Annotated in this window: 15 protein-coding genes, 1 other RNA gene and 1 pseudogene; 8 read left to right on the top strand and 9 right to left on the bottom strand. The window is 42.6% G+C overall.

The genetic code is table 11. The features are described from left to right. Positions 1-16 precede the first annotated feature (16 nt). Positions 17-1,495 carry an amidase gene (locus HWQ58_RS34695; RefSeq protein WP_292872861.1) on the top strand — a complete coding sequence of 493 codons (1,479 nt, stop codon included), beginning with the start codon at positions 17-19 and terminating at the stop codon, positions 1,493-1,495. Positions 1,496-1,662: 167 nt separating this feature from the next. Beyond that, entirely contained in the window at positions 1,663-2,256 is a 594-nt protein-coding gene (locus tag HWQ58_RS34690) for a restriction endonuclease (protein ID WP_292872859.1), read from the top strand. A gap of 18 nt (positions 2,257-2,274) precedes the next feature. Here the strand turns inward: HWQ58_RS34690 and HWQ58_RS34685 are convergent, their stop codons facing one another. The 3 genes from HWQ58_RS34685 to HWQ58_RS34675 all read right to left on the bottom strand — a co-directional run bounded on the left by HWQ58_RS34685 (position 2,275) and on the right by HWQ58_RS34675 (position 4,305). Then, complete coding sequence (locus tag HWQ58_RS34685; protein ID WP_292872857.1) at positions 2,275-3,261, bottom strand: site-specific DNA-methyltransferase; 987 nt, start codon at positions 3,259-3,261, stop codon at positions 2,275-2,277. A 50-nt stretch (positions 3,262-3,311) separates the two neighbouring features. Further along, positions 3,312-3,557, bottom strand: a complete 246-nt coding sequence (locus tag HWQ58_RS34680) for a helix-turn-helix domain-containing protein (RefSeq protein WP_292872855.1) — start codon at positions 3,555-3,557, stop codon at positions 3,312-3,314. Positions 3,558-3,720: 163 nt separating this feature from the next. Further along, positions 3,721-4,305 carry a hypothetical protein gene (locus HWQ58_RS34675; protein WP_292872853.1) on the bottom strand — a complete coding sequence of 195 codons (585 nt, stop codon included), beginning with the start codon at positions 4,303-4,305 and terminating at the stop codon, positions 3,721-3,723. Between the two features lie 533 nt (positions 4,306-4,838). Here HWQ58_RS34675 and HWQ58_RS34670 point away from each other — a divergent pair. Further along, positions 4,839-5,013 (top strand): annotated as a pseudogene (locus HWQ58_RS34670) (biliverdin-producing heme oxygenase); the annotation flags it as partial. 34 nt (positions 5,014-5,047) lie between these two features. After that, entirely contained in the window at positions 5,048-5,773 is a 726-nt protein-coding gene (locus HWQ58_RS34665) for a gamma-glutamylcyclotransferase (RefSeq protein WP_292872851.1), read from the top strand. On the opposite strand, the gene HWQ58_RS34660 is transcribed toward HWQ58_RS34665, so the two are convergent. The 5 genes from HWQ58_RS34660 to HWQ58_RS34640 all read right to left on the bottom strand — a co-directional run bounded on the left by HWQ58_RS34660 (position 5,751) and on the right by HWQ58_RS34640 (position 9,365). After that, complete coding sequence (locus HWQ58_RS34660) at positions 5,751-6,590, bottom strand: class I SAM-dependent methyltransferase (protein ID WP_292872849.1); 840 nt, start codon at positions 6,588-6,590, stop codon at positions 5,751-5,753. The two genes, HWQ58_RS34665 and HWQ58_RS34660, sit on opposite strands and share 23 nt — an antisense overlap. Then, positions 6,574-6,963 (bottom strand): DUF120 domain-containing protein, encoded by a 390-nt coding sequence (locus HWQ58_RS34655; protein WP_292872847.1) that lies wholly within the window; start codon positions 6,961-6,963, stop codon positions 6,574-6,576. Before HWQ58_RS34655 ends, HWQ58_RS34660 begins: the two co-directional genes overlap by 17 nt. A 213-nt stretch (positions 6,964-7,176) precedes the next feature. After that, the gene (locus tag HWQ58_RS34650; protein ID WP_292872845.1) at positions 7,177-7,785 is read right to left on the bottom strand and encodes a TetR/AcrR family transcriptional regulator; all 609 of its coding nucleotides are present in this window, start codon (positions 7,783-7,785) and stop codon (positions 7,177-7,179) included. Positions 7,786-7,897: 112 nt separating this feature from the next. Further along, a complete protein-coding gene (locus HWQ58_RS34645) occupies positions 7,898-8,401 on the bottom strand; it encodes a GNAT family N-acetyltransferase (protein ID WP_292872843.1) in 504 nt (167 codons plus the stop codon). Positions 8,402-8,651: 250 nt separating this feature from the next. Continuing rightward, entirely contained in the window at positions 8,652-9,365 is a 714-nt protein-coding gene (locus HWQ58_RS34640) for a DJ-1/PfpI family protein (protein WP_292872841.1), read from the bottom strand. Between the two features lie 322 nt (positions 9,366-9,687). On the opposite strand from HWQ58_RS34640, the gene HWQ58_RS34635 reads away from it, so the two are divergent. Then, positions 9,688-10,173, top strand: a complete 486-nt coding sequence (locus HWQ58_RS34635) for a sulfur transferase domain-containing protein (protein WP_292872839.1) — start codon at positions 9,688-9,690, stop codon at positions 10,171-10,173. A gap of 291 nt (positions 10,174-10,464) precedes the next feature. Here HWQ58_RS34635 and HWQ58_RS34630 read toward each other — a convergent pair whose 3' ends face one another. Continuing rightward, positions 10,465-10,788: a hypothetical protein gene (locus HWQ58_RS34630; RefSeq protein WP_292872837.1), complete on the bottom strand. Its 324-nt coding sequence runs from the start codon at positions 10,786-10,788 to the stop codon at positions 10,465-10,467. A 733-nt stretch (positions 10,789-11,521) separates the two neighbouring features. On the opposite strand from HWQ58_RS34630, the gene HWQ58_RS34625 reads away from it, so the two are divergent. From HWQ58_RS34625 to ssrS, 3 genes are all read left to right on the top strand, one after another. Continuing rightward, on the top strand, positions 11,522-12,046 hold the full coding sequence (locus HWQ58_RS34625; RefSeq protein WP_292872835.1) for a pentapeptide repeat-containing protein: 525 nt from the start codon (positions 11,522-11,524) through the stop codon (positions 12,044-12,046). Then, complete coding sequence (locus tag HWQ58_RS34620; RefSeq protein ID WP_292872950.1) at positions 12,043-13,197, top strand: 5-(carboxyamino)imidazole ribonucleotide synthase; 1,155 nt, start codon at positions 12,043-12,045, stop codon at positions 13,195-13,197. The genes HWQ58_RS34625 and HWQ58_RS34620 overlap by 4 nt, the downstream gene beginning before the upstream one ends. A 60-nt stretch (positions 13,198-13,257) precedes the next feature. Further along, positions 13,258-13,441, top strand: a non-coding RNA gene (gene ssrS / locus HWQ58_RS34615) — 6S RNA. Positions 13,442-13,891: the final 450 nt, after the last annotated feature.

Here is a 13,891-nt window from a genome sequence, read left to right as displayed (position 1 = left end):
GACGTGAAATCAACCTATGAGTGACTTAGTTTTTCTACCCGCTCATCAACTTGCTCAGATGATTCGCGATCGCCAAGTCTCTGCTGTCGAAGTGTTCGATGCTTACCTGGCGCAGATTTATAAACACAACTCAAAGCTGAATGCGATTTGCACGTTAGACGAAGACAATGCTCGTACCAGAGCAAAGCTTGCAGATGAAGCCCTAGCTAGAGGAGAAAACTGGGGCGCTCTGCACGGTGTCCCTGTGACGATTAAAGATATTTTTGAAACAGTAGGACTCCGTACCACAGCGGGTTACATTCCTCTCAAAGACTACATTCCTCAACAGGATGCCACCGTTGTTGCCAGGCTGCGGACAGCAGGAGCCGTTATCCTGGGAAAAACCAACATGGCAGAACTGGCTGGTGATTATCAAAGTACAAATTCTCTGTTTCCACGGGTAAATAATCCCTGGAATCTTGAGTATACAGCAGGTGGCAGTTCTGGAGGTAGTGCTGCTGCTGTTGCAGCCGGACTTTCACCATTAGATATAGGTAACGATATTGCAGGTTCCGTGCGCCAGCCTGCAACTTTCTCTGGTGTGTATGGTTTAAAGCCAACAGATCGCCGTATTTCCACCGCCGGAAGTATCCCTGAAGTACCGGGAATGCCGCTATGCTTGCGACAAATGTTGACTATTGGCTGTTTTGGGCGATCACTCGAAGATATTCGCCTTTGTTTCTCGCTGATCGCTGGTGCGGATCTGCGTCGTCCAGATGTGCCACCGATTCCCCTTGATACTCCATCAGGCAAGTCTTTGCAGGATCTTAAAATTGCTTGGATTGATCAATGGGTAGAGGTTCCCGTTGCTGCGGAAATTCGAGCGGCAGTACAGACAGTGGTGCAAAAACTTGCTCAAGCAGGTAGTTATGTTGAACGCTGGCTTCCCAAAGATTTTGATTTATCGACAGTGTGGAACCTCTGCGGGCGGATGGAAGCATATATCAACAACTACGCCCAACCCAAGGATCGCTATAATGTGCTACGCAGCTTAGAGTTACTTTTTCGCACAGCAACTCAAGGTGACAAAAAATTGCGAAAACTGGGGAATTTCAGCAGCTTTCTGCCAGAAATTTTGAATCCCAGCTTAAGAGGATATTTCGAGACACTCACCGAGCGCGATCGCTTCATTGCCCAAATCGATGAAGCTTTAGAAGCGTGGGATGTATGGCTCACTCCTGTGACAGCAACTCCTGCATTTACCCATTGTCCGGCTTGGAGCGCTATTGATATAGACGGCAAATCCTATCCTCATGCAGTGGCAAACGGAGCTTACACTATGCCATTTAATCTCAGTGGTCATCCTGCGGTGGTGATTCCGATTGGGCAAACTCACAATGGCTTACCAATTGGAATCCAAATTATTGGTAAGCGATGGCGCGAGATGGAGTTGCTAGCGATCGCTCAAGAACTTGACAAAGCGGTTGGTGATTTCCGTCATCCATTAGGCTATTGAGGAATGACACCAATTAAACTTCAACTTACTGCTTTCTTATCCTTTTGGGATATCCTGTGAGGGGAGTTTAGTCCTCTCTACGAGACGCTACGCGAATTTTAAAAGGACTTCAGTCCTGACTACGAGCATTTTTGAAGTTAGGTTGGGACATGATATAAGTAGTTAGTATGAAAATTGTTCAAGAAGTTTCTTTGATCAGTATTGGGAATTTTGAAGAATCAAACGATTGGTATATCATTCGATCTGAAATTCGTGATGCTATCTCTTTGATCGTTTATCCTCCTGGTGCATCCAGTTTTACAATTAATCCAACAAAGCACGGTAACGGTGTTAAGCCAATTAAAGATGCTTGCATGATTGCATTGAGAGATAAATTTGGCTGGAGTCTCGAAACTTCAATTAATTATGCAACTCGCTCGCCAGGAAAAATAGATGCAACAAAGATCATTGACAACTATCTTTTTGCGCTTGAGTGGGAAACGGGCAATATCTCTTCAAGCCATCGAGCAATGAATAAACTAAGTCTTGGATTACTACGGAGTGTCTTTTTAGGCGCTGTCTTGGTACTCCCTAGTAGAAAACTCTACCCTTATCTAACTGATCGGATTGGCAATTATGAAGAGCTAGAGCCATACTTTGATGTTTGGCGGGCAGTTCGCATTGAAGAAGGTTTTCTTGCAATCTTCGTGATTGAACATGATCTTTTAGATAACAATGTACCAAAGATTACCAAAGGAACAGATGGTCGTGCATTAGTCTAAATTTTTTTGCATGAATAGCTATGTAGAGTAAGGAATAGGCAGTTGTAATGCAGTTGTTTTGCCCTGTTTCAATTTCTTGCTTCCCCTTGCCGATTCCCATTGCTCTACAATTCCATTAGCCAAGTCAGTCAAGCGTTCTACTGCTGGCTCTGTATCTCCAATTTCTGAACCAATCCAATAACGGTGTAGTTTTTCTGCTGCATAAAATGTAGTACCAGAACCCCCAAAAGGATCAACCACAATCTGCCCTGGATCAGATGCCATTGCGATAATCCGCTCCAGCATAATGGGAGCCAGTTCATTAGAAACTCGTTTTTTGTGCCGACGATGGCGAACAGGTGGAATATCAGTCCACATCTCCTCAGTTAACGTCCATAAAACTTCAGTAGTGGATGCTTCAGGGGCATCCTCCCAAACATCTTCTGGCATATCCCAGACATCCATTAAGTTGATACCTTTTTCATTGAGGCTTTTTCTATGCCCACCATAATCACGAATCTCTTTGCCACAGTGCCGACAGAGTTGAATCGGTGTGTAGATTTTGTTGAAAACGGCTGGCTCCCCTTTTGTATAATATATCAGTCCGTAGTGAGCCGGAGACATTTTTTTACCTCTAGGAAAAGCCTTTGGCATTCTGCAAGCAATCCAATGCCGAAACCACATTCCTTTACGATTGAGGTATGCGCCGTACTCTATACACCATTTGGGCAGGTTGAAAATAAATAAGCTGCTACCTGGTTTAAGTATGCGAATGCTTTCATCAAGCCACTGTTGCGACCAGCTTAAATACTGCTCTGCCTCCATCTGATCGCTTATACCTTCGCCATATTCTTTACCGAGATTAAAAGGTGGGTCAGCAAATACTAGATCCACTGACTCATTAGGCAAAGCTGATAGAAGTTTAAGGCAGTCTCCTTGGTAGAGTATGCCATGCTCACTGATGTAAACCTGCTGCAGCCCTTGTTGAGTTGCAACATCAGGTGTGATCGCTTGAAACGGGAGCATTGACTTAACCTTTAGTACATTAGTATACTTTGAGTATAGAAACTCTGTTGTCAATAGTCAATAGAGCTTTCTTGAGAGTTTGTACTGCGTGGCTGATAGGGTTTTCCAGGAGGTTGATTCTTATACCTCTGTACCTCAGCAGCTTCTATGTAATAGTAACGTCCAAGTTTGCGAGCTATAATCTGACCATTCTTAATTAGGTCATGAATTCGCTGACGAGTTACATCAAGTAGCTTGGCAGTTTGAGCTACAGAAAGTAATTCCGGGCTATCATCATTTGATCCGGAGTCTGTCATAGGATGAAAATGCTTTAATCACCGGAGCCAATCTTTTTTAGATTGCATATTCAAGGATAACTAAAATTTTCTGAAAGAGATACCAGAAAGCGCCAGCCAGCAGTGAGTCGGAGGGCTTGAGCGCAAGCGTATCCCGCTGCAGGCATCGCTCCTATCTAATTTCTCACTCCTTCGGTATTTTTGGTGTCCACCAAAAGAGGTTTTTACTGGACATACCAAAGGATTCTAGAATTCCTTGCATCACCTCTGTGCAGTACATCCAGTGTTCCAAATCGTCATACATGCGATCGGGATTAAACTCGACATTGTAATGCAGCACATTTGGAAGGTTTAAAAACTCATCGTCGCTTTGGAGAGAAAGAAGCAAGAGATGAAATGGCTTTCCCTGGCATTGTTTTTGCAGCTTGTTGACTAAATTGATCGCACCACCGCGATCGCTAATTCCTGTACGAACAAAAAGCACTTTGTCGCAATACCGCAGTGCATACCAAAACCTTTGGGAGCGTGCCGTGTATCGAACGCGCATCCGTTCATGGACAGGAAACATATCGTTCGTGGGGTCGTCTGTCTCCTCGACTTCATGGGCAAAGGATAAACCCGACCACTTCCCGTGGTAAATTCTACCTGCATCGGGACTGTAATGCAAAAAAGCAGGGTTCCACATATCATCAAAACCGTTTTTGATCGCATCCGCGACATCTGCAATTTTTTGATCGCATCCGCGACATCTGCAATTTTTTGATCGCATCCGCGACATCTGCAATTTTTTGATCGCATCCGCGACATCTGCAATTTTTTGATCGCATCCGCGACATCTGCAATATTGGTGGTGCGCGTCAGATCGAAGGGAAAGGCGGGGCCATCATACTCCATCTTATCCCTATTCTGTCACTTTCCGGGAGGGCGATCGCTAGAAGCCTCATGAGACAATCAATACAAGCTATACTATTAGAAAAAAATGGATCTTGTATTTGTTCTTAGAAAAGAATCGCGCGTAGGCGTAGCCCGTCGTAGACATCGCTTGCTATACAAAAGCTCTAGAATTCAGAAATGGCAAATGTTTTCGGAGAGTGACAGAAGAGGGGTATAGCCGTAGCCACATAGGTTAGGACAATGTTGATTGCTAAAAGCCTTGATTTAACTGGGTTTCTACTCAGCACGGGCTAAACGCCCTGCTTCCGCTAACAGCACTCAGCACTCAGCACTTTGCTATACATCGTGGCGGAAATAAACATACCATTCCAAATGAAGGAAAAGCCCGGAATACAATTCTTTTGACTTTTGACTTTTGACTTCTACGCAGCGGTACTAGCCATCAAACTCCGCTTTGGAACTCAACAAGCCCACACATCAGCGGAAAATGTGGCATTCATGAAATGTTTTTTGCAAGGAGTTGTGGATAGAGACTGCAACGCCCAAGTTCTTAAGCAACTTGTATTATGTCTACAGCGAATTACTGAAGATTTACAGAAAAAGAAATAATCTGCATTATGTCACTCAATCGTAGCGACCTCGAAGCCGGAAACAAACAGACGAGACTATTAGAAGCATCACACTCTGGAATCAAGTTAACTACCCTGAGTGAAGATGAGTTACAGCGATCGCTCGATAAAACACTACAACAACAGCCACCAAATTCTGATATCTGGATATTTGCCTACGGTTCGCTGATTTGGAATCCTCTAATCACATACGTCGAGCGCCGTCCTGGGATCGTTTATGGTTGGCATCGGCGCTTCTGTACATGGATGATCCTCGGTCGCGGTACTCCAGATAATCCGGGATTACTCTTAGGACTCGATCGCGGTGGTAGCTGTCGTGGCGTTATTTATCGGATTGCTGCTGCTGATGTCCCGTCTGAATTACTGCTGATTTGGCGACGAGAGATGTTAGCTGGTGTCTACATTGCTCGTTGGGTAAAGGTATTTGACGGTACGCAGGAATTTCCAGCGATCACTTTTGTTGCCAATCGCCAACATCCCAGATACGCTCATCAGATACCATTCACAACTACTGTTAATAGCATTGCCACCGCATCGGGAAAATTGGGTTCCTGCGCTGATTATCTGATGAAAACAGTTGAGGGATTAATCGCAGAAGGCATTAGAGATAGACAATTACTCTTATTACGCGAACAAGTACTGGCAAAACAACAAGCGCTTTTAGTTAGTGGCGATCGCTCTACTTTACCGCCTATTTACGGGCAACAGCCATGATGTGAGCGCTCATCCCCAATATAGAGGGTTCGGTTTCTAACCAGCGAATCGCTTCTAAAAGGCGATCGCGGCGACCGACATTATTCCAGTGTTCCTGAAAGTTTTGTAATAACCAGCCTGGCCCTTCAATCGCTAAAATCTTTTCAGAATGTAAACCCGCTTCTTCAACCTCTGCTCTAAGTTCTTCTGGATGATGAAAGAAGGTTTTTGTAAAGTAGCGAGGATGGTTGTTTGGGTTGCGGTGTTGACCATCAATCAAATCCTGTTTAACAATCTCTACAAACTCTGGATCATCCAAATGTCCCCGAAATAATCCATCTAAGGTTGAAGCAAAGCGAGAAACTCCCGCAGCAAAAGCAAAACCTCCAGTTTTTAAGATCCGGTGAGCTTCAGCCAAAGCAATAATCCGATCTGTGCGCTCGGTCAGATGATACAAAGGCCCAAGTAACAGAACAGCATCAATGCTATTATCCGCCCGATTGAGTTGCCGAGCGTCTCCAACAGCCAAACTAGCTAAAGGATATTCCGGTTGAGCTTGAGACAAATGTTGGGCTTGCTTTATGTGCAAAGGAATCGCATCAATGAGATGAACTTTATAGCCTTGTTGAGCCAGCCAAAAAGAATAGACGCCAGCGCCACCGCCAACATCGAAAATCACTGCGGGAGGAGGCGGTAGGTAGCGGCTAATAAGTTCTTGGCTTCGGGCTAATTCCAGCAAACCTGCACCTTTTGATAACCGCTCTTGCTCCCGACCACTCGCATAATGGATTAACGCTTCATCTCCTAGCAGATTGTTTAATTCAGATAAATCTGACATCGTGAGTCTCAACTTCAATCAAATCATTATCTTTAAGGTTATATAGCTCCCGAAGTTTCACATTGCAAGCTATCTCAATAATTGTTTTCGGATGATCTCCACTTTCAGTATTATTTTTGTCTGTTCTTAAGATGAAAGCATCTCTGCCAAATATCTGACAGGGAACAATGCTCACAGAAACAGTCCCTCCATATTCTTCCTTTTCCAGACGTATGACATTTTTCGGGAGATGGTAAGGTTGATCTAACTGAATATTTAAAGTTCCAGGGAAAAATTTCATCCCCGTTTTTCTCAAGTAATATTCTTGGAGTTTCTCAATCCAGTAAGAAAAGTTTCCTAAACCACTGACAACCTTACCTTTTAAGATTTTCATAGATTTTAATTTTTGTAAATAGGCTGGTAGTTATATAGATTGAACATATTATGCAGTAGCGATCGCTAAATCTATTTCCTCTTGAGTCGCTTTGCTAGCGAGTCGTGCAGAAAGAACTTACCTTTATTAGTCTTCATAGATCATCAACTCCGAATCACTGCTGTTGCCATAAATTATCTAATTTGGCTCATGGCTTACAACTGCATCGACAAATTAGAGGGGAGTGGTACTGATACCGCGCACAAAAATATCTACACAGGTTTCGATATAGTCCTCACAGCTATAGCTGCCTTGATTGAATTTTGCACTGCGGCATAGCATTCCAGCTAACAGCATTCCTGTAAATATATCGACAGCCGGAAATGGATCGAGGTCTGCTCTGACAGTGCCTCGTTTCTGACTCGATTGCAGGTAAGCTACCAGTTTTTTTGCTAAGGGCTGGGCAGCTTCTTGAATCACTTGTTTGGCTGCCTCTGGATGACGTTTAGCTTCTCCAATGAAGGTACGAATTAAGTCCTCCTGTGTCTCTAGCATAGTATTGTAAAGATGGGCATACTGTTTTAAATCAATTTTTAGATCCTGTGTCCACGCTTCGGAGTGTGCAAGGGCTTCTGTCTGGAGTGCCAAGGCATTTTTCATTACTGCTCCTAGAAGTTGTTCTTTGCTAGCAAAGTGGCGAAATAAAGTCACCTCATTCACACCAGCAACACGAGCTATTTCACGGGTAGTTGCTCCTTGAACACCTAAACTGGCAAATACCTGCAAGGCGGCTTCTATCAAACGTGTACGGGTGAGAGTTGATGAACGGATAGTTTTATGCATTTATGCTGGCAAGTACTTCCTTTCATCATAGAATATGTAGAAAAAGTGGTCGTAATTTGGGAAAATGATATTGATGCCAGTATTTTTAAAGTTATTAAAAATATTTACCTTCTCAAATTGATTTTGGTGTGGTAGCTAATGTTTTACTCATTTTAGTAACTGGAACAACTATCCCACTTCTTAAATAATGAGGTGCTTTTTGGATGGCAGTAAATCCCAGTCGTAAATAAAACCCTTCAGCATAAAGGCTAGCGGTTGTAATTACCTTATCTATACCTTGCTCAGTTGCTTCATTGCAAAAATGTTGAACTAAAGCACGGCCAATCCCTTTACCTTGATATTTAGGATGGACATACAACCCGATTAGTTCATCAACAATGAAACTAGCAAAACCTATAACAACATCCCCCTTGATCGCAACCCAGAAAGATTCTGCTTTCATACTCTTCAAGATATTTGAACCATCAGGTTTGTCACGGTAATTGCGCCAAGCTAAAAGTTCTTTTTGGGTGTAGAAAGTTGTAGGCAGAGCTTTGATGGCAGCAATATGAATTGCACTCAGCACCCACGCATCTGTTTCTTGGGCAGGTCGAAGAGATATTTCCTTAGCGCTCATAGGTTCAGAACTGGCATTCAGATTACAAGAGAAGGCAGAGGCAGATTGCTTTTAGGGTCTCCCCTTGGGAGAAGGCAGGAGGAAAGAAGTATGAATGAAAACTTTAGTTCTGGGTCATTGCCCAGTTTAAAAAGAAGAATTGTTCTCTAGGGTATGTTACGGCTTCCGTAATGCACCGAAAATCGGAAATGGTGCGTTATGTGTTTCACGCTAATACAATCTACCCTATCTTCTAATTATTTGCGCCTAGCTATTTATTAGCAGTTTGCAATTGAGTCACAACTCGCTGGACAATTTGCCGTCTGATTTCCTGAACATTGTGACTTGCATCTATAACGCGAGCAAGTACAGCCGCAGGGGCAGTTTGGGGAGAACCACTGTTAAAGGGTGGTTGGGGATTGTATTCAATCCTTAGTTGAATTGCTTGGGCGAGCGCTTCCCCAAATAACTCAGCAGCTAGAGCCAGCCCAAAATCAATGCCAGCTGTCACACCACTGCCTGTAATTCGATTGCGATCGATGACAACTCTTTGGGCAACTGTCTTCACTCCTAACATCTCAAGTAAATCCAACGATAGCCAGTGAGTAGTGGCGCAATAGCCCTGAAGTAAACCCGCCGCCGCCAGCAGCAGAGAACCAGTGCAGACAGATGTAACGTAGCGGGCTTGTTTACCTTGGGTTTTGAGAAAGCCGAGGAACTTTTCATCTTCCATTTTGGCATTGATACCTGGGCCTCCTGGCACAAATAACACATCTAAGGCTGGGGCTTGAGCAAAGGTTGTGTCAGGTAGAAAAGTGAGGCCGCAATCGCTCGGAATTGGTTCGAGTGTTTCCGCCAGCAGATATAATTGCGCCTTTGGCAATTTGGCAAAGACTTCGTAGGGACCCGTAAAATCTAACTGCGTTACATCTGGGAACAATACTATTCCAATGGATAGAGAAGAAATTTGTTCTGTAACAGTCATTATTGATACCCTTGTTCGCAAAAATTCCGATCAATTGCTCCTGCAACTTGCCCAATAGTATAACTCTTAAGATATAAATTACAGTAATTTTATCAGTAAAAAGTATAAAAAAAATTAATTATCACTAATTCTATCGACAAACCGTATATTATGGATAAAGCAAAAAAATAACCAACTTCAAAAGATAAATTTTGAAGTAATCAAGCAATATCTTGTGATATTTGGCTAATTTTATTGTGTTTATTTTGAATATCTTCTCAAAGCTTGCTCCCTTAGAGTATTTACCAAGCTGGCAGACATTAGAAAATCAAAAGGAGTGAATGTGATCAACGCCATACAAATTAACGAAAACTTGACAACAACAGGACAAATCATACCGAAACAGCTTGAGCAAGCTATTCAAGAGGGTTTTAAGTCCGTTCTCAATTTGCGATCGCCTGATGAACTAGGATTTTCCAAAGATGAGCAAAAAGTGGCGGAAGCATTGGGGCTGTATTATCAAAATGTTCCACTCAAGGTGGATCTAAAAAATTTGAATGAAGAGGTGATTACCAAAATCCTCACGACACTCGAACAAATCCCGAAACCAGCGATTGTACATTGTGCTGCCGGGATGCGATCGACTGGAATTGCGCTGTTGAGTATCGCTATCCAGGAAGGATTAACACCAGAGGAAACCTTAGCAAAAGCGAGAAATCTCGGTTTTGGATTCTTTGAACACGCTGGCGTTAGTCCCCGATTGAAGCAATTATTTGTGGACTACGTTAACAAACACGCAAAAATAGCTATACCTGCTAGCTGCTCTTAAATGTTAGTGATTTCTAATTGTTATGTCTTAATAGACTAGACGGCTGCTATACAAATCATTAAAGAACAATTCACAAGCGAAGCCTGAGACGCTCCGCCAAGGCATCAGAATCAAGACGTTCTCTACGTTCGCGCAGCGCGTAGCTTGTTTCTTTGCAGGGGTAGCGAATCGCACAGAATTCAATTGGATAATTCTGGCTCCTGACTCCTGAATTCTTTCTTGTTAAATTAAAAACTGCTCTTGCTGAAAGCAGACAAGAGCAGTTTTGAATAGCAAAGCCCAAAATAAAAATTAGGCATCTTCAAGTTCAAATTGAGCCACCGTAACAGCATTAAAAGCGAAAGCTAAAACTAATGGCATCGGCGACTGGAACCAGAAGGTAAAAAGAACAGCTAGGATTGTGCCAACTACTGCAGACAGCGACCACAATCGTTCTTCCAAAGTCAGTCCTTTTTCGGCTTTAATCAATCTGAGAACATGAACTGGAATTGGTTCCGGCATTACCCCACCCGGAGGGAAAGCCCAGAAGTTGTTACGTCGCTCAACAAATAAATCTGTCCAGCCATTTTCTTGGCACCATGCCTCAATCCATTGAAGTGAGTAATGATTCATCATCGGGTTTCGGAGTTCGGTTTGTGGAAGTTGTGTACTTGGTGAATGTAAACTCTGGGAGATTCCTGAAGAACTAACTAATCGCTATAAAATTAACGCTAATTATCGAACTTTTAAGCTTTGTTAAGCAATTGAAACGCATATAATTACGTTCAAATCTTGCTTTCATTAATTAAAAGACTAACAGTTGATCGGGGCTGTTGAATTTAAAATACAACAAACTTTACTTGCAAAATAGAAGGTCAAGAATTGTAAATAACTCCGTGGGTATTACTGCTCAAAAAAACTTTTTATATCTTGCAAAATTTAAATCCAGAAATGAAGAATTGTAAATAAGTCAACAAGCATAGGCCATAGTAGATATTGCTTTATTCAGCTAAATTATTCCTTTAGAGTTAGGAATTTCAAGTTTTATCTTCATCAACAACAATAGATTATGCTCCCCGTCTCTATTTTGCTAAAGCTTGCTTGATGTGAGAAACAATTTATACTCAGTCATTGCGATCGCTATTTAGTAATTATTGTTCTGATATCTAATCTAATTTTAGTGCGATCGCTGATTGCCACTCTCTACCTCAAGTAGCAGGGATAATTTTGCTAAAGTAAGAAGCTTATACTCTTTTTGCGTTACAAAATATTAAGCAACGGAAATACACATTCTCCAAGTCCAGTAGCAAGGCTGCGAGTCTCAATTAGTACGAGCCAGTCTTGCTAATAATTCAAATGCGGTAATTAAATGCAGCGATTATACACTAAATTGGCTCTCGATATATTTTGGCGGCAAGCATTAGCATTTCTTCTCGGAATTATTATCTGGTGTGTGGCCGATTCAGCAGTGGCAGTAGACTGGACTCATCCACTGTCATTTAGCAATGCAGAGTTATCAAGACGTGATTTTTCTGGACAGAGTTTGCAAGCTGCGGAGTTTTCTAACGCCAATATGGAATTGGCTAACTTTACAAACGCTGACTTACGGGGAGCAGTTATGAGCGCTTCAGTGATGACAAAAGCAAATCTCCACGGAGCGGATTTAACAAATGCAATGGTCGATCAGGTAAACTTGACTAAGGCAGATTTGAGCAATGCAGTTTTCAAAGAAGCTCTTTTGCTCCGCGCCATATTTAATGATGTAAATATAGACGGTGCAGATTTTACAGATGCAATTTTGGATAGAGCGCAAATCAAAGAACTGTGCACCAAAGCCAGTGGTGTGAATTCCAAAACAGGCGTGCAAACTCGTGATTCTCTAGGATGTCAATGAAGCGTGTTGGTGTAATTGGTGGCGGACAACTTGCCTGGATGATGGCGGATGCAGCACAGAAGCTAGGAGTAGAATTAGTAGTACAAACTCCTAGCGAACACGACCCGGCCGTGTCAATCGCCAAAGAAATTGTTTTCGCGCCAGTTGATGATGCAAGCTCTACGGAAATATTAGCTCAAAAATGCGATGTCATCACCTTTGAAAACGAATTTGTTAACCTGCAAGCTTTATCTGGTTTGGCACAGCAAGGCGTTTGCTTCCGTCCCAGATTAAAAGCTTTAGCTCCTCTTTTAGATAAATATCATCAGCGTTGCTATTTACGCGACTTGGGCTTACCAGCTCCTCAATTTTTCGGCCTTGACGAGGTGGAAAATCTTCAATCAAAAATAGAATATTTAGGTTTCCCAGCAGTCCTCAAATCCCGTCGTCACGGTTATGATGGTCAAGGTACTTTCATAATTCAGGATTTTGCTACTTTAGAAAAAAAGCTAAGTGATGAAATCTCAACACAAACTTTAAATCAATCACTTTTCTTGTTAGAAGAATTTGTCCCATTTGAAAAAGAACTAGCAATAATTGCAGCTCGTTCTGTGGAGGGAGAAATTGTCACTTATCCAGTGGTAGAAACCCAACAAGAACAACAAGTGTGTCGGCGGGTGATTGCGCCAGCCGAAATTACGCCCAATCAAGTGGCAGAAATCCAAGCGATCGCACATACTCTATTAAATAGCCTAAAAGTAGTCGGAATTTTTGGAATTGAGCTATTTCTCAGGGCTGATGGCAAAGTTCTAGTAAATGAAATTGCACCACGTACCCACAATTCTGGGCATTTTTCTCTTGACGCTTGTGAAACTTCTCAGTTTGAGCAGCATCTTCGAGCTGTTTGTGGTTTACCTTTGGGAAATCCGGCTTTGCAGTGCGCCAGCGCTGTGATGGTAAACCTATTGGGGTATGAAAATTCTCACAGTGACTACCAAAGCCAGCGTCAACAAATAGCAGAAATTCCCCAAGCGCACCTTCACTGGTATGGAAAGACAGAATCACGTCCTGGGAGGAAATTGGGACATGTCACTGTTTTGCTGGATAATCAAAATCCAGAGATGGCGATCGCGATCGCCCAGACCATAGAATCTATCTGGTATCCCAGGTAAATAAATCGGAAAATTTCGCTGTTGAACACACAACATCTTTTGAAAAGCTATAATGAGTGAGTTGCACTACGACGTTGGTGACTGCCATCAAGTTTTTTGATCTATGCCTTTAATGACAAGGGAGTCAACTGTTCTCGTGGCAGTATACCGGGCATGTACCCGGAAACTTTAAACGAGGAATTTAGGTTCCCACCTGGATAAACCCAGGTCATAAACTTAGGTAAAACGGCGTCGCGGTGAACTTAAAATTATTAGCTCCCAAAGTCAGTTAGAATTTGGGGGCTTTAATTATTTAAATCAGTAAAACTTATATCACTGCAACAAGTGCCACTGGAATTGAGAGAAAATACGACTTTTTAGTAAGCCCTCCAAGCTTCTAGAAAGGTTTCGCCAATTTGTAAGCTCTTGGCTTGCGTTTTTAGCGGCCTCAAGCACACTAGTTTTTACAGAGGTTGAACTTGCCTTCAGAGCATTTTCTTCCAATAAGGAAATCAAGTGGTAGACTTCTTTAGCTGATGCGCCTGGAAAATTAATAGGCTGGGAAAAGTCGCTACTGAAAGCGTAAAACCTTAACTAAGAATCAGTGCTGGCTGACGCATGATTTTCTATTTCACAAAGCGGATGTTTTGAGACACATTCCTGAAGGGGTGACAAGGAGGCGGAAGCATGAGAAATAGTGGAGTGTAGCGATTTT

Source organism: Nostoc sp. LPT, from assembly GCF_017115165.1.
Classification (GTDB): Bacteria; Cyanobacteriota; Cyanobacteriia; order Cyanobacteriales; family Nostocaceae; genus Nostoc.
This window is presented reverse-complemented; position numbering and strand designations above follow the sequence as displayed.